The organism is Burkholderia sp. M6-3 (assembly GCF_050858985.1).
In the GTDB taxonomy this organism is placed as follows: domain Bacteria; phylum Pseudomonadota; class Gammaproteobacteria; order Burkholderiales; family Burkholderiaceae; genus Paraburkholderia; species Paraburkholderia caledonica.
Window position 1 is genome coordinate 536,900 of sequence record NZ_CP110090.1, and the last position, 19,700, is coordinate 556,599.

The 19,700-nt window shown below is 62.6% G+C and carries 19 protein-coding genes, 1 tRNA gene and 1 riboswitch; of the genes, 3 read left to right on the forward strand and 17 right to left on the reverse strand.

Going from position 1 to position 19,700, the window contains the following annotated elements; genetic code table 11:
• Positions 1 to 42: 42 nt before the first annotated feature.
• The 4 genes from pcnB to OH764_RS02380 form a co-directional block, all read right to left on the reverse strand.
• On the reverse strand, positions 43 to 1,641 hold the full coding sequence (gene pcnB / locus OH764_RS02365; protein ID WP_498847896.1) for a tRNA nucleotidyltransferase/poly(A) polymerase family protein: 1,599 nt from the start codon (positions 1,639 to 1,641) through the stop codon (positions 43 to 45).
• A complete protein-coding gene (locus tag OH764_RS02370; protein ID WP_020069717.1) occupies positions 1,638 to 2,324 on the reverse strand; it encodes a histidinol-phosphatase in 687 nt (228 codons plus the stop codon). The genes pcnB and OH764_RS02370 overlap by 4 nt, the downstream gene beginning before the upstream one ends.
• Positions 2,317 to 3,060: a DnaA regulatory inactivator Hda gene (hda, locus tag OH764_RS02375; RefSeq protein ID WP_020069718.1), complete on the reverse strand. Its 744-nt coding sequence runs from the start codon at positions 3,058 to 3,060 to the stop codon at positions 2,317 to 2,319. The genes OH764_RS02370 and hda overlap by 8 nt, the downstream gene beginning before the upstream one ends.
• 71 nt (positions 3,061 to 3,131) lie before the next feature.
• On the reverse strand, positions 3,132 to 4,208 hold the full coding sequence (locus OH764_RS02380; RefSeq protein WP_498847897.1) for an AI-2E family transporter: 1,077 nt from the start codon (positions 4,206 to 4,208) through the stop codon (positions 3,132 to 3,134).
• A 149-nt stretch (positions 4,209 to 4,357) separates the two neighbouring features.
• Here OH764_RS02380 and purM point away from each other — a divergent pair, with 149 nt between their 5' ends.
• On the forward strand, positions 4,358 to 5,425 hold the full coding sequence (purM, locus tag OH764_RS02385) for a phosphoribosylformylglycinamidine cyclo-ligase (protein WP_498847898.1): 1,068 nt from the start codon (positions 4,358 to 4,360) through the stop codon (positions 5,423 to 5,425).
• Between the two features lie 153 nt (positions 5,426 to 5,578).
• Here purM and miaA read toward each other — a convergent pair whose 3' ends face one another.
• Both miaA and mutL read right to left on the reverse strand, forming a co-directional pair.
• On the reverse strand, positions 5,579 to 6,538 hold the full coding sequence (gene miaA / locus OH764_RS02390) for a tRNA (adenosine(37)-N6)-dimethylallyltransferase (RefSeq protein ID WP_498847899.1): 960 nt from the start codon (positions 6,536 to 6,538) through the stop codon (positions 5,579 to 5,581).
• A gap of 43 nt (positions 6,539 to 6,581) precedes the next feature.
• Positions 6,582 to 8,636, reverse strand: coding sequence for a DNA mismatch repair endonuclease MutL (mutL, locus tag OH764_RS02395; RefSeq protein WP_498847900.1), 2,055 nt, complete (start codon positions 8,634 to 8,636; stop codon positions 6,582 to 6,584).
• A 192-nt stretch (positions 8,637 to 8,828) separates the two neighbouring features.
• On the opposite strand from mutL, the gene OH764_RS02400 reads away from it, so the two are divergent.
• Positions 8,829 to 9,494, forward strand: coding sequence for an SNARE-associated domain-containing protein (locus tag OH764_RS02400; protein ID WP_498847901.1), 666 nt, complete (start codon positions 8,829 to 8,831; stop codon positions 9,492 to 9,494).
• A gap of 104 nt (positions 9,495 to 9,598) precedes the next feature.
• Here the strand turns inward: OH764_RS02400 and OH764_RS02405 are convergent, their stop codons facing one another.
• The 11 genes from OH764_RS02405 to ydfG form a co-directional block, all read right to left on the reverse strand.
• Complete coding sequence (locus OH764_RS02405; RefSeq protein ID WP_498847902.1) at positions 9,599 to 10,411, reverse strand: mechanosensitive ion channel family protein; 813 nt, start codon at positions 10,409 to 10,411, stop codon at positions 9,599 to 9,601.
• A gap of 178 nt (positions 10,412 to 10,589) precedes the next feature.
• Positions 10,590 to 10,964: a hypothetical protein gene (locus tag OH764_RS02410; RefSeq protein ID WP_498848856.1), complete on the reverse strand. Its 375-nt coding sequence runs from the start codon at positions 10,962 to 10,964 to the stop codon at positions 10,590 to 10,592.
• A 361-nt stretch (positions 10,965 to 11,325) separates the two neighbouring features.
• Positions 11,326 to 11,401 (reverse strand) — tRNA-Lys (locus tag OH764_RS02415).
• A 201-nt stretch (positions 11,402 to 11,602) separates the two neighbouring features.
• Complete coding sequence (ybgF, locus tag OH764_RS02420; protein ID WP_498847903.1) at positions 11,603 to 12,352, reverse strand: tol-pal system YbgF family protein; 750 nt, start codon at positions 12,350 to 12,352, stop codon at positions 11,603 to 11,605.
• 19 nt (positions 12,353 to 12,371) lie between these two features.
• Positions 12,372 to 12,881, reverse strand: a complete 510-nt coding sequence (gene pal / locus OH764_RS02425) for a peptidoglycan-associated lipoprotein Pal (protein WP_013338115.1) — start codon at positions 12,879 to 12,881, stop codon at positions 12,372 to 12,374.
• A gap of 31 nt (positions 12,882 to 12,912) precedes the next feature.
• The gene (tolB, locus tag OH764_RS02430; RefSeq protein WP_027777927.1) at positions 12,913 to 14,205 is read right to left on the reverse strand and encodes a Tol-Pal system beta propeller repeat protein TolB; all 1,293 of its coding nucleotides are present in this window, start codon (positions 14,203 to 14,205) and stop codon (positions 12,913 to 12,915) included.
• A 137-nt stretch (positions 14,206 to 14,342) separates the two neighbouring features.
• The gene (gene tolA / locus OH764_RS02435) at positions 14,343 to 15,359 is read right to left on the reverse strand and encodes a cell envelope integrity protein TolA (RefSeq protein WP_498847904.1); all 1,017 of its coding nucleotides are present in this window, start codon (positions 15,357 to 15,359) and stop codon (positions 14,343 to 14,345) included.
• Positions 15,356 to 15,802 carry a protein TolR gene (gene tolR / locus OH764_RS02440; protein ID WP_025601528.1) on the reverse strand — a complete coding sequence of 149 codons (447 nt, stop codon included), beginning with the start codon at positions 15,800 to 15,802 and terminating at the stop codon, positions 15,356 to 15,358. The genes tolA and tolR overlap by 4 nt, the downstream gene beginning before the upstream one ends.
• A gap of 10 nt (positions 15,803 to 15,812) precedes the next feature.
• Positions 15,813 to 16,490, reverse strand: coding sequence for a protein TolQ (gene tolQ, locus OH764_RS02445; protein WP_006047860.1), 678 nt, complete (start codon positions 16,488 to 16,490; stop codon positions 15,813 to 15,815).
• A 157-nt stretch (positions 16,491 to 16,647) separates the two neighbouring features.
• Complete coding sequence (gene ybgC / locus OH764_RS02450) at positions 16,648 to 17,127, reverse strand: tol-pal system-associated acyl-CoA thioesterase (RefSeq protein WP_498847905.1); 480 nt, start codon at positions 17,125 to 17,127, stop codon at positions 16,648 to 16,650.
• Between the two features lie 59 nt (positions 17,128 to 17,186).
• Positions 17,187 to 17,933, reverse strand: a complete 747-nt coding sequence (gene ydfG / locus OH764_RS02455) for a bifunctional NADP-dependent 3-hydroxy acid dehydrogenase/3-hydroxypropionate dehydrogenase YdfG (RefSeq protein ID WP_088173098.1) — start codon at positions 17,931 to 17,933, stop codon at positions 17,187 to 17,189.
• A gap of 238 nt (positions 17,934 to 18,171) precedes the next feature.
• A riboswitch (ZMP/ZTP riboswitch) is annotated at positions 18,172 to 18,280 on the forward strand.
• Between the two features lie 166 nt (positions 18,281 to 18,446).
• Between ydfG and glyA the strand changes: the two genes are divergently transcribed.
• Complete coding sequence (glyA, locus tag OH764_RS02460) at positions 18,447 to 19,694, forward strand: serine hydroxymethyltransferase (protein ID WP_498847906.1); 1,248 nt, start codon at positions 18,447 to 18,449, stop codon at positions 19,692 to 19,694.
• Positions 19,695 to 19,700 lie beyond the last annotated feature (6 nt).

Sequence of the window (19,700 nt, forward strand, 5' to 3'; positions counted from 1 at the left end):
ACTTCCTGCAACTATCGTTCGACGGCTTCAGCGAACGCCGCGTCAGTCTTCGTGCGGGCCTTCATGGCCCGCTTCGGCGTCTGTGCGTTCGGCTGGCGTGCCGCCCTCCATTCCGTCGCCCGGTTTGCGGTTTCTCGCGCCACTGCTGCGTCTCCGTCGTTTTCTGGGGCTTCGGTCCTTCCCGCCTTGCGTAAGCAATGTTTCACGCGCCGCGATGTCTCCTTCGATGAACTCCGTCCACCACGCTCCGACCGACTCATCGAGTTCGCCCGATTCGCAGCGCAACAGGAGGAAATCATACCCCGCTCTAAATCTTTGGTGTTCCAGCAGCTTCAGCGCGCTTCTTCCCGAGCGTTTTTCGAGGCGCAGCTGCAAGCCCCAGATCTCGCGCATGTCGGACGAGAAGCGCTTGTGAATAGCGAGCTTTTCCGTCTGCATGTCGAGGACTTCGTCCATCGCGCGATGCAGCGCCGGCACCGGATATTCACCGTTCGCTTCAAACTTCTGCCAGCGCTGCTGCACGTCGTGCCAGAGCAGCGTGGCGAACAGGAAGCCGGGCGATACCGGCTTGCCGGCGCGCACGCGTGCGTCCGTGTTGGTGAGTGCGAGCGTGATGAATTTTTCGCCGGTAGGCTGCTCAAGCACGACGTCGAGCAAAGGCAGCAAACCATGATGCAGGCCTTCCTGACGCAGGCGCTTCAGGCAGGCGAGCGCGTGGCCGGACAGCATGAGCTTCAGCATCTCGTCGAACAGACGAGCGGCCGGCACGTTGTTGATCAGGTCGGCCATTTCGGCGATCGGCGCGCGGGTCGCGTCTTCGATCTCGAAGTCGAGCTTTGCCGCGAAACGCACCACGCGCAGCATGCGGACAGGATCTTCTCGATATCGCGTGGCCGGGTCGCCGATCATGCGCAGCAGGCGCGCGCGCACGTCCGCCATGCCGTTGTGATAGTCCAGCACCGTTTCGGTGGCGGGATCGTAGTACATCGCGTTGATCGTGAAGTCGCGGCGCGTGGCGTCTTCGTGCTGCTCGCCCCACACGTTGTCGCGCAACACGCGGCCGCTTGCGTCGACCGCGTGCGTGCGGCGGTCGAGCTCGTCGCGCTTCAGGCGCCGCGGCGGCGCCGCGTCAGCGGCGGGCGGATCGACCAGCGCGCGGAACGTAGAGGTTTCGATGATTTCCTGGCCGAACTGCACATGCACGATCTGAAACCTGCGACCGATGATGCGCGCGCGGCGGAACAGCTTCTGCACCTGTTCGGGCGTGGCGTCGGTCGCCACGTCGAAGTCTTTCGGCTTGATGCCGAGTAGCAGGTCGCGCACCGCACCGCCGACGATAAACGCCCGGTGCCCCGCCTGTTGCAGGCCTTCGGTCACGCGAATCGCGTTGCGCGAGATCAGCGTGGGGTCGATGCCGTGCACGTCGTGCGGAATGATGACCGGCACGTCCGGGTCGCGCACTGTCTTTGCGGGCGCGCCATTGCGGGCGGGCTTCCGGCGGGCGCGGCCGGTTCCCGCGGCGCCTGCTGCATTGCGTGCCGGTGCGCTGCCGGGTTCGGCTGAGTCGGCTTCAGCCGGCACGGTGTCGTCGGTGGACGCTGTGTCCTGGCCGAATAGCTTACGGATGAGTTTTTTGATCACGTGGGTTGAAAGAGTTCGAGGATGCGCCAGCCTTTGGCCTGCGCATGGGCGCGCAATGTGTCGTCGGGATTCGTTGCGATCGGATCGGTGACTTTTTCGAGCAGCGGAATGTCGTTGTGCGAATCGCTGTAGAAGTAGCTGCGCTCGAAGTCGCTCCAACTCTTGCCGAGCGACGCAAGCCATGCCTCGGTGCGCACGATCTTGCCTTCCTTGTAGCTCGGCGTGCCGGTGGGGCGGCCGGTGTAGGCCGAATGCGGCTGGCCGTCGACGGTTTCCGCTTCGCAGGCGATCAGCGTGTCGACGCCGAACGCGCTCGCGATGGGACGGGTGATGAATTCGTTGGTCGCCGTGACCACGCAGCACAGGTCGCCGGCTTCGCGGTGCCGCTTGACCAGTTCGACGGCCGCCGGAAGGATGGCCGGCGTGATCACTTCGTGCATGTACTGCGCGTGAAAGTCCGCGAGTTGCGCGCGCGTGTACTTCGCGAGCGGCGTGAGCATGGCGATCAGATAGGCGTGAATGTCCAGCTTGCCGGCTTTGTAGTCGGCATAGAAGCGGTCGTTTTCACGAGCGAAGTTTTCGCCGTCGACCATACCGTGTTTCACCATGAAGCGGCCCCATTCGTGGTCGCTGTCGGTGGGAATGAGCGTGTGATCGAGGTCGAAGAGTGCGAGATTAGCCATGGGGATCTATTTTACTTGAAGCGGCGGACGACGCGGCGGGCCCGTCCGCGCCCGGCGAAGCCAGCATCGTGCGCAAAAGCGGCAATGTAACCGCGCGCTTCTGTTCGAGCGAGAAACGGTCGAGCGCGTCGAGAAGCGCCATCAGGCTCGGCATGTCGCGACGAAAATGCGTGAGCAGATAGGCCGGCACGTCGTCGGCCAGCATGATGCCGCGCTCGCGGGCCGCGTGCTTCAGTACCGCTGCCTTGCCTTCGTCGGGCAGCGGCGCGAGGTGGAACACGAGACCCCAACCGAGCCGCGTGCGCAGGTCCTCGCGCACCGTCATGCCGATCGGCGCCGCGTTGCCGGTGGCGACGAGCGCGCTCGTCGGATGCGCGCGCACTTCGTTGAAGAGATTGAACACGGCGATCTGCTGCGCGGCCGACAGACCGTCGCAATCGTCAATGGCATAGAGCGCCACCCGAGGATCGAAACTGAACGCGGCAAGGCTGCTTTGCGGACCCGCGAAGCGCGCGTGCCCCGGCGGCGCTTCGTGCACGAGCGCTTGCAACAGGTGAGTGCGGCCGCTGCCCGCTTCGCCCCAGATATAGAAGGTGCGATCGGCGACAGGGCCGGCCGCGAGCGCGCCGTCCAGTTCACGCAGGCGCGTCACCAGCTCGGCGTTTGCGCCAGCGAAAAAATTATCGAATGTCGATGGCGGCGGAGTGCCGAGATCGAGCGTCAGTTGACGAAGCACAGTAGGTTGATGCCGAAAGTAGGGCTGAGGCTGCCGATGGTCCTGGCGAGCCGGGTCACTGGAGCAGAAGGTCAATTGTTGTACAGGGTGCTTTCCAGATAGCTTTGCCGCAATTCGCGCACCGCCACGGACAAAATCGCACTCACGGGCAACGCAAGGAGCACGCCGAAAAAGCCGAACAGTTGCCCGAACGCGAGCAACGCGAAAATGACTGCGAGCGGGTGCAGCCCGATCCGCTCGCCGACGAGGCGCGGCGTCAGGAAAAAGCTCTCCACGATCTGACCGACGCCGTAGATCACAGCCACCGCACCAAAGCCATACCAGTTGCCGAACTGCAGCAATGCTGCAAGAAGCGCCAGCGCGAGGCCGGTCGCGAAGCCAATGTACGGGATGAACACTGCGAGCCCGGTGAAGATGCCCACCGGCAGCGCGATCTCGAAGCGGGCGATGCTGAGCGCCACCGCATAGAACGCCGCGAGCACGCCCATCACGAGCAACTGGCCCCGCAGATATTGCGACAGCATCTGATCCATGTCGCGCGCGAGTTGCAGCGTCTTGTCGAGCCAGCGGCGCGGCACCACGCCCTGTACGCGCAGCAGCATGCGGTTCCAGTCGTACAGCAGATAGAACAGCACGAGCGGCACCAGCACGAGATTGCCGATCACGGTCATCATGACGTTGCCGCTCGTCACGATCGAGGTCCATGCATAACGAGCGACGGTCTGCGCGCTGCCTTCCAACTGGCCCATCACGAGATCGCGCACGCTTGCGAAATCCAGCGAATCGGCGAGCCCCAGCATGGCGAGCTTGGGCTGCAGCCACGCATTCACATGAGCGAACAATTGCGGCACCTGCTGGCGCAGCTGCGGGCCTTCCTTCTGGATGACGGCGAAAACCAGCAGCGCGAGCATTGTCACCAGCAGGGTGAAAAGCAGCATCATCAGCAACGCAGCGATCGCGCGAGGCACACGCCGGCGCACCATCCACGCGACGCCCGGCTGCAGAATGTACGCGAGAATCGCGCCGAGCAGAAACGGCGTGAGGACGGGGCTCAAGAGCCACAGCAGAATGCCCACGCCGAGCGCGATGGCTAGCCACGTGAAAGCGCGGCGCTGGACCGGAGTCAGTATCGAGGAGTTCTGTTGCAAAGTTGTTTCCCTGGTGTCGCCGGAACGGATGATTCAAATTCCAGCCAGCCGGCCGGCAACGCTGTATGGGACCAGAGTAGGCGCTGAAGCGCCTACTCTGGATCGGCATCGGGTAAAATCGCATTTTACCGACCTTCGAGCTCTCCCCCATGAATCAACCGAAATCCGCCCCGAATTCAACCGGTTCGGCCCAAGGTCTGTCGTACCGCGACGCCGGCGTGGACATCGACGCAGGCGACGCCCTTGTCGACGCGATCAAGCCCTTTGCCAAAAAGACGATGCGCGACGGCGTGCTGGGCGGCATTGGCGGATTCGGCGCGCTGTTCGAAGTGCCGAAAAAGTACAAGGAACCGGTGCTGGTATCGGGCACAGACGGCGTGGGCACGAAGCTGCGCCTCGCGTTCGAATTGGACAAGCACGACACCGTCGGCCAGGATCTGGTCGCCATGAGCGTGAACGACATTCTCGTGCAAGGCGCCGAGCCGCTCTTTTTCCTCGACTACTTTGCCTGCGGCAAGCTGGACGTGAACACGGCGGCAACGGTCGTCAAGGGTATCGCTTACGGCTGCGAACTGGCGGGCTGTGCCTTGATCGGCGGCGAGACGGCTGAAATGCCGGGCATGTATCCGGACGGCGAATACGATCTCGCGGGCTTCGCGGTCGGCGCGGTGGAAAAGAGCAAGATTATCGACGGCAGCACCATTGCTCCCGGCGACGTGGTGCTGGGCCTTGCTTCGAGCGGCATTCATTCGAACGGTTTTTCGCTGGTGCGCAAGATCATCGAGCGCGCGCAGCCCGATCTGAATGCGGATTTCGACGGCCGTTCGCTAGCCGACGCATTGATGGCGCCCACGCACATTTACGTTAAGCCGCTTCTCGCGCTGATGCAGCAAATCGCGGTGAAGGGCATGGCGCACATCACCGGTGGCGGGTTGGTCGAAAACATTCCGCGGGTTCTGCGTGAAGGCCTGACGGCCGAGCTGGATCATCGCAGCTGGCCGCTGCCGCCGCTCTTCTCGTGGCTGCAAAAGCACGGCGGCGTGGCGGATGCGGAAATGCATCGCGTATTCAACTGCGGTATCGGGATGGCGGTAGTCGTCTCGGCGGCTGACGCGGACGCTGCAATCGGTCTGCTGTCCGCAGCCGGCGAGCAGGTCTGGAAGATCGGCACGATTCGCGAGAGCGCGCCGGGTGAAGCACAGACGGTAGTGGTGTAAAGATTGGCAGCCCGCGCGGCGTGAATATCAAACGCCGCGCGGGCTCGCAGTTTCAAGGTTTCTGAGGTCTGGCAGTCCGCCAGCATGCTTCCCGTCTGGGTAGCGCGAAAGCGCAGCACTTCAACGTGCTTCAACTTACTTCAACGAAGCGCATCAAACAGGTTGTGAAACTAGCGCTTCGATCAGATCAAGCACCCGCGCGCTCGCGTTTGGGTCGCAACAGTCCACCACCACCCGCTCGTTCATGCTGCGCAGCCATGTGAGTTGCCGTTTGCACAATTGCCGCGTCGCGAACACGCCTTTGTCGCGCATGGTCGGGTAGTCGACGGTTCCATCGAGATATTCCCAGACCTGCCGGTAGCCGACGCAACGCATAGACGGCATCTCGGTGGATAAATCTCCGCGTTCGCGCAGCTTCACCACTTCATCGACAAAGCCGCTCGCCAGCATGGCATCGAAACGCTGCTCGATGCGCGCGTGCAGCACGCTCCGGTCCGACGGCTCGAGTGCGATCGGTGCGAAGCGCCACTGCGCCGCTGCGTCGTCGATGCGAGCGGGCGCAGCCAGCAATGCGGACATCGCTTGACCCGTTAGCAAGAAGACTTCGAGCGCGCGTTGGATTCGCTGCGAATCGTTGGGCGCAAGACGCGCGGCAGTCGCCTGATCGACGGTAGCCAGGCGTGCATGCAGCGCGGGCCAGCCATCGCGCGCGGCGTCGGCGTCGAGTTGCGCGCGGACAGTCGCGTCGGCTGCGGGCAAGTCGTTGAGCCCTTGAGTCAGCGCCTTGTAGTACAGCATCGTCCCGCCGACCAGCAGCGGCAGCCGACCGCGCGCAGTGATCTCGGCGGTCAGCCGGAGTGCGTCGGCGCGAAATTCCGCGGCGGAGTAGGCGTCGGCGGGATCGACAATGTCGATCAGATGATGCGGCGCTACCGCCCGCTCGTCGGCGGTCGGCTTTGCGGTGCCGATGTCCATCTCGCGATACACGAGCGCCGAATCGACGCTGATGATTTCGACCGGCCGCCGCGCGGCCAGGGCCAAAGCAGCCGCGGTCTTGCCCGACGCAGTCGGGCCGAGCAGGCACGGAATGGGGGTAGCGGTGCGTGCGTTCATGAGCGTGCCGGCGCTCGGCAATCGAGCCTCAAAAAACGCACCGTCACTGTCCGCGCATGAAGAGGCGGTCGAGGTCGGAGAGCGTCAACTGATACCACGTGGGACGCCCGTGGTTGCACTGGTCGGCGCGCTCGGTCGCTTCCATCTGACGTAGCAGCGCGTTCATTTCATCCAGTGTGAGACGCCGGTTCGCGCGCACCGCGTGATGGCAGGCGAGCGTGCCGAGCAGTTCGTGCTGACGCTCGGTCAGGACGCGCGAGCCGCCGTAAGCATGCAGATCGGCCAGCACCGCGCGCGCCAATGCCTGAAGGTCGGCGTCTTTCAGCAGCGCCGGCACCGCGCGGATGGCGAGGGTGGTCGGCGACAGAACCGCCAGGTCGAAGCCGAGTGCGTCGAGCGTGTCCCGCTCTTCTTCCACTGTGCCGATTTCGACGGGGTCCGCCTGCATCGTCTGCGGAATCAGCAACGGCTGCACGGCGATCGTGCGGTCGGCGAGTGCGTTCTTGAACTGCTCATAAAGAATGCGCTCGTGCGCGGCGTGCATATCGACGATCACGAGTCCATGCGCGTTTTGCGCAAGCACATAGATGCCGTGAATCTGGCCGAGCGCGAAGCCGAGCGGCTGATCGTCGGCGGGATTGAACGTGGGCGGCGCGTAGGGCGCTGACGTGCTATAGGGCGACGGACCTTCGGCGGCGGAATCGCGCGCTTCGAAAAGCGTCGCGCCTTGCGCGGTTCCTGCGCTGGCGTCCTTGCGGCCGAACAACGCGTCATAGAATGCGAGCGGTTGGGCGACCGGCAGCGTGCCCTGCGTCATGCGCGACTGGCGCATCCACGTATTGCCCGCTTGCGACGCGCTGAAGCCGCCGCCCGTCGATCCAGGCGTGCCGTTCGAACTCAAGCCGCCGACAAAGCTGCCCGCACCGGAACCGCCGAACCCTGCACCGCCGGCAACGCCGGCAACGCCCGGCGACGCTCCGAACGAAACCGCTCCGTCCGCCGACGCTTGCAGATGCGCCGCGTGCCCGCCTGCGGTCGTCTCCGGCGACGCGCCCGCATGGCGCGCCAGCGCACGCTGGACCGCGTGGAAAACGAACTGATGAATCGAGCGTGAATCGCGGAATCGAACTTCGATCTTGGACGGATGAACGTTCACGTCGACCGCTTCGGGCGGCAGATCGAGAAACAGCACATACGACGGATAACGGTCGCCATGCAGCACGTCTTCATAAGCGGCGCGCACCGCGTGCGTCAGCAGCTTGTCGCGCACGAAACGGCCGTTAACGAAGAAGTACTGCTGATCGGAGCGTCCGCGGCTTGCGGTCGGCAAACCCGCGCAACCGTAGACGGCGAGCGGACCGGCGGATTCATCGAGCGGCAGATGAGCCGTCGCGAAAGTTTCGCCCAGTATCTTCGCGACTCGCGCAGGCGGTTCGCTCGCGTTCCAATGCTCGACGGCCTTGCCGTTGTGCAGGACCGAAATGGCGACATCCGGTCGCGCCAGCGCAGCACGACGAATCTGTTCAAGACAATGTCCGAGTTCGGTTTGTTCGCTTTTCAGGAATTTGCGGCGCGCGGGCGTATTGAAGTACAGCTCGCGCACTTCGATGGTGGTGCCTTGCGTGCCCGCAGCCGGGCTCAGCACGCCGGTTTGTGCATCGACGCGCACTGCATGCGGCGCATCGGCCGTACGGCTCGTGATGGTCATCTGCGCGACCGACGCGATTGAGGCCAGCGCCTCGCCGCGAAACCCGAGCGTCGCGACGGCCTCGAGCTCGGCGAGCGAGCGGATCTTGCTGGTCGCGTGGCGCATCAACGCGAGTGCAAGTTCGTTCTCGGGAATGCCGCAGCCGTCGTCGGTGATCGAAATACGTTTGACGCCGCCCTCGTCCAGCATGATGCGAAGCGTCTGCGCGCCCGCGTCGAGCGCGTTTTCAAGCAACTCCTTCACCACCGACGCGGGCCGCTCGACCACTTCGCCGGCGGCAATCTGGCTGATGAGCTGATCGGGCAGCGGCAGGATTGCCCGCAGCGGGCGCACAGCCGGTGTAGCGGCGGCGCCCGTGGCGTCGACAGGCGTTTCGGAAAATTCGGACATGGCGAAATTATAGCGATTCGGCGCGGCGGTCCTCGGATGGCGGAAACGACCCGGAGATTTTCGAAGTTCGCCCGGGCACTTTCTGTATCATGACGCGGTCAATTTGGGCGGCGAGCAAATGCTCGCCGCTATCCCGGAGGTCTGCTGCCGACCTTCCTGCCACGTTCACTCTTGCCTCATAAAGGACGCTTTTTGGACACGCTGCTACATCTAGCCAATCTTGTGCTGCACATCGACAAGTTCCTGGGAGAATTCATCCACGTGTACGGCGCCTGGGTCTATGCGGTGCTGTTCCTGATCGTGTTCTGCGAAACGGGGCTCGTGGTTCTGCCGTTTCTTCCGGGCGATTCGTTGCTGTTTATCGGCGGGGCCTTCTGCGCGTCTGGGCAGATGAATCTCGGTCTACTGATCCTGTTGCTGTTCGTCGCGGCGACTTCGGGCAATACCGTCAACTATACGATCGGACGAGCGATTGGGCCGAAGGTTTTCAATTCGCATATTCCAGTGCTCGAGCGTTTTCTCGACCGGCGCGCGTTGCAGAAGACACATGACTTCTACGAGAAACATGGCGGCAAGACCATCGTCCTTGCGCGCTTCATTCCGGTTGTGCGGACGTTTGCGCCGTTTGTCGCGGGTGCTTCGGCGATGACGGTTAGCCGGTTTCAGCTGTTCAATGTCGCCGGCGCGCTGTTTTGGGTATTGCTGCTTGTTCTGCTCGGCTATTTCTTCGGCAATATCCCCTTTATCCGCCAATATCTGAATGTGATCGTGCTCGTCGGGATTGGCGCTGCAATCGTGCCGGTCGTGCTGGGCGCGCTCTGGAAGATGATGCGCAAGAGTGCGTCGAAGCCTGGCTAACGCTGGCTCGGGCACTTAGTCCGCGGACCTACTCGCATAAGCAAACGGCGTCGCAATTGCGACGCCGTTTTTTTGCGTGCGCGGCCACACGCCTGCATGCGCACTTACGTTACTGCACGCGGCGCAAGCGGGGTTTCCGGCGTCGGGTAACCGGCCTCGCGGAATGTCTGAATGATCGCGCGGTTAGTGTCGAAGTACACCTGCCAGTAATGTTCATTGTGTGCATAGGGTCGCACGCAAAGCAGCGGTCCTTCGGGCGTGAAGCTCAGCACTTCGACATCGGGCGCGGGGCTTTCCGCAACGTTCGGTATTTCGGCGATGGCGGCCTTCAGCCGGTTCATCGCGTCCGTCGGGTCGACGCCGTTCGCGATCTTCGCTGTCAGTTCGACCCGTCGCACCGGCAACGCGCTGTAATTGGAAATCGTGTCGGAGAAAATCTTGTTGTTGCCGACGATCGTCGTCACGTTGTCTGGCGTGACGATGGTCGTGCCGAACAAACCGAGTTCAGAGACGGTGCCCGTGACGCCGCCCGCGGTCACGAAGTCGCCGACCTTGAACGGCCTCAACACCTGCATGAAGATGCCGGCCGCGAAGTGCGCAAGCAGTCCGCCCCACGCCGTGCCGATCGCGAGGCCGAGCCCGGCGAGCAGCGCCGCGAACGAAGTGGTCTGCACGCCGAATACCTGCAAGATCGCGAGGATCAGAAGCAGGTTCAATAACGCGCCGAGAATCGAGCCGAGGTAGTGAGCGAGTGTGGGGTCGACGCGGCTGTTGCGCATCAGCACCGCGCGCAGCAAGCGGGTAATGAGTCCAATGACCCAGCGGCCGACGATCCACAAGACGATCGCACCGAGCACTTTGACGCCGAGGTCGATGCCGCGGGTCATCATGAAAACGCGTACGGTTTCGAAATCCAAGATGTTCCCCAATCGGTGAACTTGCTTTGACTGATTTACGACGTGACGCGATGCTGCGGGCGGTCGCCGGGGTGGCTGAATTCCAACCGGATACCGCTTGGTCTTGGGAAGTTATAGGTGAAGGCGCGAGGGTTAGCAAGGATCGTTCCCGCGACGCCTCATACTCGCGCGACGCGTTTTACATCGGCAGGTGGGAGTCAGAGTAGGGAGATGTCGGAATGACCAACGTCTTGCCTACCGTCGATCTGGCGGGGCGGTTTCGGCGACCCAAGCTGCGCCACGCAACTGCCGCAACGATTGCGAGCGCATACGCGGCGCTGCGTATGAAGGACGCCGTCGGCGTGCTGAACTGGCCGTAACGTGTGCGAGAGTCGGCAAAGACAAGGAAAGTGAGGGCTGCATCCAGCAGCATTGCGGCGAGCGCCAGCGCGGAAAACACGCGAGAGCCGTCTATCGCGGCGCCGGGTATCAGGCGATTACACCCATTGCACGCGACAAGCACGATCGCCAGTAACGCAAGATTCGAAGCGAGATCGAACAGAAAATTGGTCATATCGATGGAATGAAAGCGCCGCAGGTTGCGGTGTTGCGAGAGCGTCTGCGTCCATCGGTTCTCGGCGGATTGACAGACGGCGGCGATCATTGCACGTCTTTATGTCTCAATAAATGCTCACGTTCGCAGTCCGTAGCGTTGTCGGAATGTGCGAGGTATTGCGTGAGAAAAGTCAGGGGCGTAATGAGAAATCGCGGCGAGTTGTGGGCTGTTTCGCTTTGGACTTCGCCGTGTGGTTTGCGCTAGTTGTTCTTGACGAGAAGAGTGTTGCCAGGAGACTAGCGGAGCGCGCGCTGCACGAAAACAGCGGCGAAAAAGAAAAGGGCTTACGACGCTGACGCGTGTAAGCCCTCGAATCTTTTGGTAGGCCGTACGGGATTCGAACCTGTGACCAACGGATTAAAAGTCCGCTGCTCTACCAGCTGAGCTAACGACCCAAAAGAGAAGCGAAATTATAGCGATAGCCCCGGAGGACTGTCAACCCGTCCCGAGCAATCCGATGTACACGTTCGTGCAGTTCAGATAGTGAAAAGCCCGGGGCATGAAGACCCGGGCTTTTCAGCGAGAGGCGCGCGTGACCATCTTTTTGGCGCTCGCGGACACTGCGCGTTACTGCCAACTGCTCGACACGACTACGACTACTTGATCTGCGACAGCTTGCTTTGCGCCGACTGCGCGACGTCCGAGCCGCCGTATTGCGCGACGATCTGCTCGAGCGTCTTCTTGGCCGCGGCCTTCTGACCTTGCTCGAGCTGATTGTTCGCGATTGCCATCAATGCTTCAGGCGCTCGCGGATGCTGCGGATAATTCTTCACCACACCCTGCCAGGTCGCCGTCGAGCCCTTGTAATCGCGCAACGCATACAGCGCGTTGCCGAGCCAGTACTGCGCGGTCGGCTGATAGGGACTGTTCGGATACTTGGAGATGAAGCTGCGGAACGACGCCGCCGCATTCTTGAAGTCGCCGTTGCGGAACTGCTGTGAGGCCGCATTGAACGAATCCGTTTCACCCGGCTGGACCTCGCCCTGAACGCCGTCCACCGTCTGCTGCTGCGGCTCGAATTTCTTCAGACGCGTGTCCAGATCGGTGTAGTAGTCCTTCTGCTGTTTTTGCAGCGTGGCGAGCTGATTGGCCATGTCCTCGTTCTGCCCGCGCAGCGTCGCGACCTGTTGATTCATCTGGTCGAGACGGTTGGACTGATCGAGGATCGTGCGCTGTGCTGCCGACAACTGGCTCGACAGGCTGTCAGTCTTCGCCCGAAGATCGAGAATGGCCTGGCGGGCCTGATCGTCGTCGAAGATACCGGCGTGCGCCGGCACAGCCATGAAGACCGTGCCCGCGACGCAGGCCGCTGCGGCAAATCGCAGCCAGGAGAAACGATGCGTCATTCGGCTCATCACCTGTTACTTACTGTTGGTACACGAGATCGGCGCGGCGGTTCTGTGCCCACGACGATTCGTCATGACCGGTAGCTTGCGGCTTTTCCTTGCCGAGGCTCACGGCTTCCATTTGCGAGTCGGTCACGCCCATCAGCGACAGCGAACGACGCACTGCTTCAGCACGCTTCTGGCCGAGTGCCAGGTTGTACTCGCTCGTGCCGCGCTCGTCGGTGTTGCCCTGGATCAGCACGTGGCGTTGCGGGTGGCTCTTCAGATACTGCGCGTGTTGTTGCAGCAGCGACTGGTAGTCGTCCTTCACCGAATAGCTGTCGAAGTCGAAGTAAATGCTGCGCTTTGCGAGCGGGCTGTTCGGATCGTTCAGCGGATCGACGTTCACTTGCGCGACATCGTTCGGGTTCGGTTGCGTCGAGACGGCGCCGCCCTTGTTTGCGTTTTCGTCGAGCTTGACGCCCGAGTGACATGCGGCCAGTGCACCGACCATGAGAACTGCGAATGCGAAGCGAAGTTTAGACATCATTTTTTACTCTCCTTGTGTTATTGCATCAACGTTATTGCATGAAAGGGCCCCAGGACGGCTCACGTACGCTGCCGCCTTGCACTGACAGGACCTGCCGGGTGCGACCATCGGTCGAAACCGCAGCCAATACGCCACGGCCGTTCACCTGAGTGGCGTAAAGAATGTACTGACCGTTCGCCGCGAAGCTCGGCGATTCGTCATGTGTCGTGTCCGTCAGGCCCGTGGCCGTTCCGCCTTGCAAGTCCTGGATATACAGCTTGAAGCCGCCGCCGACGCGCGAAATATACGCGAGTTGCTTGCCGTCCGGGCTCACGCGTGGACTGGTGTTGTAGCTGCCGGTGAACGTGACCCGTTGTGCCGCGCCGGCGCTTTCACCCTGCGCCGACATCTTGTAGATCTGCGGTTGACCGCCGCGGTCGCTCGTGAAATAGATCGTCTGGCCGTCCGGCGAGAAGGTCGGCTCGGTGTCGATCGAGCTGCCTTGCGTGAGACGGCGCATGCCAGTGCCGTCCGCATTGACGGCGAAGATTTGCGTGTTGCCCGTGCGCGAGAGCGCCACGGCGAGCGTGCGGCCGTCCGGCGACCATGCCGGCGCGCTGTTATTGCCTTTCTGGTCCGAAACGACGATGCGCCGACCCGTGGGTAGATCGTGGATATAGACGATCGGTTTCTTCTTTTCGAACGATACGTAAGCCACCTTGGTGCCATCAGGCGACCATGCCGGCGAGATGATCGGCTCCGGGCTCGACAACGCAATGTGCGCGTCCTGGCCGTCCGAATCCGAGATCTGCAACTGATAACGGTTGCCGGTCTTGATGACATACGAGAGCCGCGTCGCGAACACGCCGCGGCCGCCCATCAGCTTCGCGTAGATGTAGTCGGCCACCTTGTGCGCGCTCATGCGCAGGCCGCTTTCTGGGCTCACCAGCACGAGGCCGCCGAGGCTCTCGCCCTTGACCGTGTCGTACAGCTTGAAGCGCACTTCGTACTGGCCGTTCGGCAGGCGGTTCACGCTGCCGGCTACGAATGCATTCGCGCCTTTGGCCTTCCAGCTACCAAGGTCGACCGAGGCCGTTTCGGGAACCGGCGTCGAGCCTGCGTCGATATTGGTGAATTTGCCGCTGCGTTGCAGGTCCTGACGCACGATGGTGCTGACCTGTTGCGGCGAGCTCGCTTCGTTGGCGAAGTTCGCCGTTGCGATCGGGAACTGGGTGGAGCCGACGCCCGTCACGAGGACGTTGAGTTGTGCGTTCGCGGCGCCGCCGACGGCGATCAGGCACGACGCTACAAGTGTCCGCAGGCCTAGCTTGGTCATCAAACTCATGCTGTATGGATTCCCCAAAAAACGGTTTTACTAAAGCTTCGCGACAGCAGACAGACCGGAAAAGAGCTAATTCGTTCCCGAGCACGCCGCGCCGGGCGGGGCGCTGGGTCTGCTGTCAAGTTACCGTCAGGCTTTCATCAACCTGCCGGTCGCAACGTAATTCTGAAGCTCGCCGGCGTCTTGCCGTCGATGTCCTGAGGCATTGGGTCCGAACGCTGAACGGCTCGCAACGCCGCGTCGTCCCACGCGGAATTGCCGCTGCTGTGAGCGATCGTTGCGCTCAACAGGGTGCCTGTTGGTGAACAACGAACGGCGATCACAGTCTCCAGGCCCTCCGTCTCACCGCCCCACGAAATGTTCGGCCGCACCACGCGACGCACCTTGTCAGCGTAACCCGGCGATGCCGCATTGCCACCCGAGCCGCTGCCCGTGCCGCTCTTGCCGAGGCCATTGCCGGTCGAGCCCGGAGGCCCGGCCATGCCTTGCATCTGCGCAAGGCGCGCGCGGCGTTCCGCGTCGACCTTCTTCGCTTGCGCCGCTGCTTCGGCTTGTGCGGCTTGTGCCTTCGCCTTCGCCGCCTTTTGCGCGTCCGCCTTTTTCTGCGCTTCGGCCTCAGCCTGCTTTTGTTGTTCCTGCTGCTGTTCCTTCAATTGCTGCTGCTTCTGCTGCTCGGCCAACTGCTGTTGCTTCAGCTTTTCCGCTTGCTGCTGTTGTTGCTTCTGCTTCGCGGCCGCCGCTTTCTGGGCGGCCAGTTGCGCCGCCTGTTCGGCCAACTGCTGCTGACGCTTCGCCTCGGCTTCCTGCTGAGCCTGCAGCTTTTCCTGACGTTGCTGTTCCGCGAGTTGCGCCTGACGAGCCGCTTCCTGTTGCTTGCGCTTCTTTTCCTGCAGCGCGATCTCGGCCTGTTCGTCCGCCACCGGCGGAGCCGGGACCACAGGCGCGGGCGGCGGCGGCGCCACGCGCGGGATCGCGGCGTCCGGCACTTCGGTCCACAGTTCCGCTTCGGCGCCTTCAGGCGTGCTGTTCTGCCACTGAATGCCGTGATAGAGGAAGAACCCGAGCAGCGCATGCATCACCAGCGCGAACGCAAAGGCGCGCCCGGTGCCGCGTTCACGCGGTGGCTGGAGCGGATAGTCGGTGTTCTTACGGATCATTGCGATTTGACGAGCAATCCAACGCGTTTGACGCCTCGTGCCTTCAGCTCGGACATCACGTTCATCACGGCTTCATACTTCACGGTCTTGTCGGCGGCGATCACGACGGGCTGATCGGGATGCGACTGCGCGCGGTCGGCGATAAAGCCGTTGAGGCCCGCTTTCGTCATGTCCTCCTGCTGCTGCGCGCCGGAATCGTCCTTGTATTTGACGCTCATGTTGCCGTCCGCGCGAATGTTGACGATCACAGGCGGCGTTTGCTGTTGCGGCGCTGCGCCGCCGACAGTCGGCAGATTGACGATGGACGGCGCGACTAGCGGCGCGGTCACCATGAAGATGACGAGCAGCACGAGCATCACGTCGATATACGGCACGACGTTGATGTCGGACATCGCGCGGCGCGAGCGGCCGCCGCGCATGCTGGAGGAGCGAGAGCCTGCCATCGTGGACTCCTTAGTGTGCCTGGCGCTGCAAGATGTTCGAGAACTCTTCGATAAAGGTCTCGAAGCGGATCGCCAGACGGTCGATGTCGTGCGCGTAACGGTTGTATGCGACCACGGCCGGGATCGCGGCGAACAGGCCGATCGCGGTCGCGGTCAGCGCTTCGGCGATGCCCGGCGCCACGTTCGCAAGCGTGGCCTGCTGCACGTTGGCGAGTCCGCGAAACGCATTCATGATCCCCCACACCGTGCCGAACAAACCGATATACGGGCTGACTGAACCGACCGACGCCAGAAACGCGAGGTTCGCTTCGAGCACGTCCATTTCACGCTGGAACGCCGCGCGCATTGCACGGCGCGCGCCGTCGAGAATCGCGCCCGGGTCGTTCAGGCGTTTTTCCTTGCCTTTCAGGAATTCGCGCATGCCCGACTCGAAAATCCGCTCGAGCGCGCCGATGGTGTGACGGTTATTGGCAGCGCTTTGATACAGCGCCTGCAGGTCGCCGCCCGACCAGAAATCACGTTCGAAACGCTCAGTCTGCGCGCGGGCGCGACGGATCGCAAACCACTTGCGGAAGATAAAAGTCCACGAGAGCAGTGACAGCAACAGCAGGAGCGCCATGACGGCCTGCGCCAGCAGGCTCGCGTTGAGTACGAGAGAAACGATCGACAGATCTTGTGTAGTGTTCATAAAGGTTCGTTTTATCGTCCCGAAAGGGGCGTCCGGCTTTGCAAGGCCACACGAAGCTTTCCGTGAGCAAAACGGAAGCATCGGCGGTGCTGCAAGCCGAACCATGCTTTTGTGCTGCTTGGTCGATGCGAGTTCACTGGCCTCGTAACAACGAGGGTCAGCATGCGTTCGTTGACACGCCGCCGTCGCGCACGCCTGGGCCGCGCCGCAAAGCTGCCAGAACCTGCGGCGGAATCGCGGCGGGGCGCAGCGCTGTACGCTCGACGCAACCGACCCGGATCGAGCCGGCAGCAAGCAACGTGCCGTCGCGCCACGCTTCTTGCGCGAAGTCGACGGAAGCTCTTCCGAGCCGCTCGATCCGGCTCACCACTTTGACGACGTCGTCGAGACGCGCGGGTGCCCGATAGTCGACTGCGGTGCTGCGGACGATGAAGATCGCGCCCGCTTCATCGGCGAGCCGATTCTGGTCGATGCCGCACGCGCGCAACCATTCGGTGCGCGCCCGTTCAAAGAACTTCAGGTAATTCGCGTAAAACACGATGCCGCCGGCGTCGGTATCTTCGTAGTACACGCGGATGCCCCACGAATGGCCGATTTCCGTGCCTGGCTGGCTGGTCGTCATATTCATGCGGCGCATTTTACCGGATCGCACACTGCGAGGTCTGTTTCAAGATGTGCGCGCCGTCTGGCGGGCCTTTAGCCGCGATGAACGGACAAACCCGCGAACGATTGCGCCACCGGCATCAGTTCGATCGTGTTGATGTTGACGTGTGCCGGGCGAGTGGCGATCCAGTAAATCGAATCGGCGATATCTTCGGCCGTCAGCGGCTGGACGTTTTCGTAGACCTTGCCGGCCTTTTCGTCGTCGCCCCGAAAACGCACGTTCGAAAATTCGGTGCCGCCGCACAGACCGGGTTCAATGTCCGTCACGCGAAGCGCAGTGCCCGCCAGGTCGGCGCGCAGGTTCAAGCTGAACTGGCGTACGAACGCCTTGGTGGCGCCGTAGACGTTGCCGCCCGCATAAGGCCAGCGGCCAGCGACCGAGCCGAGGTTGAAGATATGGCCGCGGTTGCGCTCGACCATGCCGGGCAGCAGCGCGTGCGTGACCTGAACGAGGCCGGTGCAGTTCGTTTCGATCATCGTCTGCCATTCGTCGAGGCTCGCCTTCTGCGCCGGCTCGACGCCCAGTGCGAGCCCGGCGTTGTTCACGAGCACATCGATCGCGGCGAAGTCGGCCGGCAACGCTGCTGGGACCGCTTCCACCGCCGCGCGATCCCGCACGTCCAGTTCATAGGGCAGGAGGGCGTCGCCGAGTTCGGCGGCGAGCGCATCCAGGCGGTCTTTGCGGCGGGCCGTGGCGACGACACGATGGCCGCCCTTGACGAAGGCACGAGCGATGGCGGCGCCGAATCCTGCGGACGCACCGGTGACGAACACGATCATTACAGTTCCCTGGTCGGTAGAAGACAAAGGCCCCAAGCCTACTTCCAATGCGGCGCTGCGGCAAGGATAGGCGAGCCGGATGGATTGCGTCGCAAGACGTCCGCGCACGCTTCCTGGCGGGCCTTCGCGGGACGGATGTGCGCGGCGCTTCGCGCCCTCGGTCGCCGTCGTGCCAGTGCCTTGGGCGACGGGGGAAACCCGGTTGCCTATTCGATCCTCTTCCAATAAACTAACGCGCTCACCCCTGCGTGACTGGCGATAGAACCGATCCAACCAATCGGGTTCAAGGTGGAAAAACCCACCGTGAAGCGCAGGGTGCCGTTTTGCCGTTCGCCTGGGCAGCCGTGATCCGCGCGCATCAATCTGCGCTGACGGTGGCTGTCCTGCCTCGCGTGTGCGGCGACTCTCCTCTCGCCACGTCAGGGCTGGCCCAGTCGCCAGCAGCGCTGCGTACCCTCTACGCAAGATTCGGCGCACGATCCGGTCAACCTGAACACACTCAACGGAATCCGTATGTTTGACAGAGCCCAAAGCACCATCGCCAACGTCGACCCTGAACTCTGGAAGGTGATCGAGCAGGAAAACCGTCGTCAGGAAGAGCATATCGAACTGATCGCGTCGGAAAACTACACGAGCCCGGCTGTCATGGCTGCGCAAGGCTCGCAACTCACGAACAAGTACGCCGAAGGGTACCCGGGCAAGCGCTACTACGGCGGTTGCGAATACGTCGACGTGGCGGAGCAGCTGGCGATCGACCGCGTGAAGCAACTGTTCGGCGCCGAGGCTGCCAACGTGCAGCCGAACTCGGGCTCGCAGGCGAACCAGGGCGTGTTCTTCGCCATGCTCAAGCCGGGCGACACGATCATGGGCATGAGCCTCGCGCACGGCGGCCACCTGACTCACGGCTCGCCCGTCAACATGTCGGGCAAGTGGTTCAACGTCGTGAGCTACGGCCTGAACGAAGCCGAAGACATCGACTACGACGCTGCCGAGAAGCTGGCCCAGGAACACAAGCCGAAGCTGATCGTTGCCGGTGCGTCCGCGTTCGCGCTGCGCATCGACTTCGAACGTATGTCGAAAATTGCGAAGTCGGTCGGCGCGTACTTCATGGTCGACATGGCGCACTACGCGGGTCTGATCGCTGCGGGCGTGTATCCGAACCCGGTGCCGCATGCAGACTTCGTCACCACCACGACGCACAAGAGCCTGCGTGGCCCGCGCGGCGGGGTGATCCTGATGAAGGCCGAATTCGAGAAGCAGATCAACTCGGCAATCTTCCCGGGCATTCAGGGCGGCCCGCTGATGCACGTGATCGCCGGCAAGGCGGTTGCGTTCAAGGAAGCGCTGTCGCCGGAATTCAAGGCTTACCAGCAACAAGTCGTTGAGAATGCCCGCGTGCTGGCGGAGACGCTCGTCAAGCGCGGTCTGCGCATCGTGTCGGGCCGTACTGAAAGCCACGTGATGCTGGTCGATCTGCGAGCGAAGAAGATTACCGGCAAGGCTGCGGAAGCCGCGCTCGGCGCCGCTCACATCACGGTCAACAAAAACGCGATTCCGAACGACCCGGAAAAGCCGTTTGTGACGAGCGGAATCCGTCTGGGCTCGCCGGCCATGACCACACGCGGTTTCGGCACCAAGGAAGCAGAGCAGGTGGGTAACCTGATCGCCGACGTGCTGGACAACCCGGAAGACACGGCCACGATCGAACGCGTGCGCGGCCAGGTCGCTGAGTTGACGCAGCGTTTCCCGGTCTACGGCTAAGTCGCC